Below are 558 nucleotides of genomic sequence, written 5' to 3'. Positions count from 1 at the left end.
CCCCAGCTTGCTTGTACGCGTTGTTCAGGTCGACGCCCCAGTTGGGCACCGAGGTGGGCAGGATGCCCAGATAGGCCAATCCGACGGAGGTGAAGACGACGTAGCGAGCGGCGTTGGCGAAGTTGACGAGCACGAACGGCATCAAATTCGGGATGACGTCCTTGAACAGGATGCGCGGCGTGCTCACGCCCATCGTCCGCGAGGCTTCCACATAGGACTCCTCGCGCAGGGTAAGCACCTGCGAGCGAATCGAGCGGGCGAGGCCAGCCCAATAGTTGATGGTGATGAGGAGGCCGATGAGGACGGGGCTATCTGGGTGGAAGACGGCGGCCAGTACCATGATGAGCGGCAATCCGGGGATGGTCATGGCGATGTCCGAAAAGGACGTCAGTACGGTGTCAACCGTCCCGCCGCTGTATCCGGCGAGGGTGCCGATGGCGAGCGCGATGACGGTGGCGAAGATGCCCCCGGCGGCGATCATGATGAGCATCGGCGGGGTGGCGTGAATCGCCATCGCCAGCACGTCCACGCCGGATTTCGTCGACCCGAGTGGCGCGT

Annotated in this window: 1 protein-coding gene; it reads right to left on the bottom strand. The window is 63.8% G+C overall.

Features of this window, described 5'->3' with window-relative positions:
- The coding region (locus A4G99_RS14965) for an ABC transporter permease (RefSeq protein WP_150123122.1) at positions 1 to 558 on the bottom strand (558 nt) is incomplete at both ends.

This window comes from Haladaptatus sp. R4 (assembly GCF_001625445.1).
In the GTDB taxonomy this organism is placed as follows: domain Archaea; phylum Halobacteriota; class Halobacteria; order Halobacteriales; family Haladaptataceae; genus Haladaptatus.
This window is presented reverse-complemented; position numbering and strand designations above follow the sequence as displayed.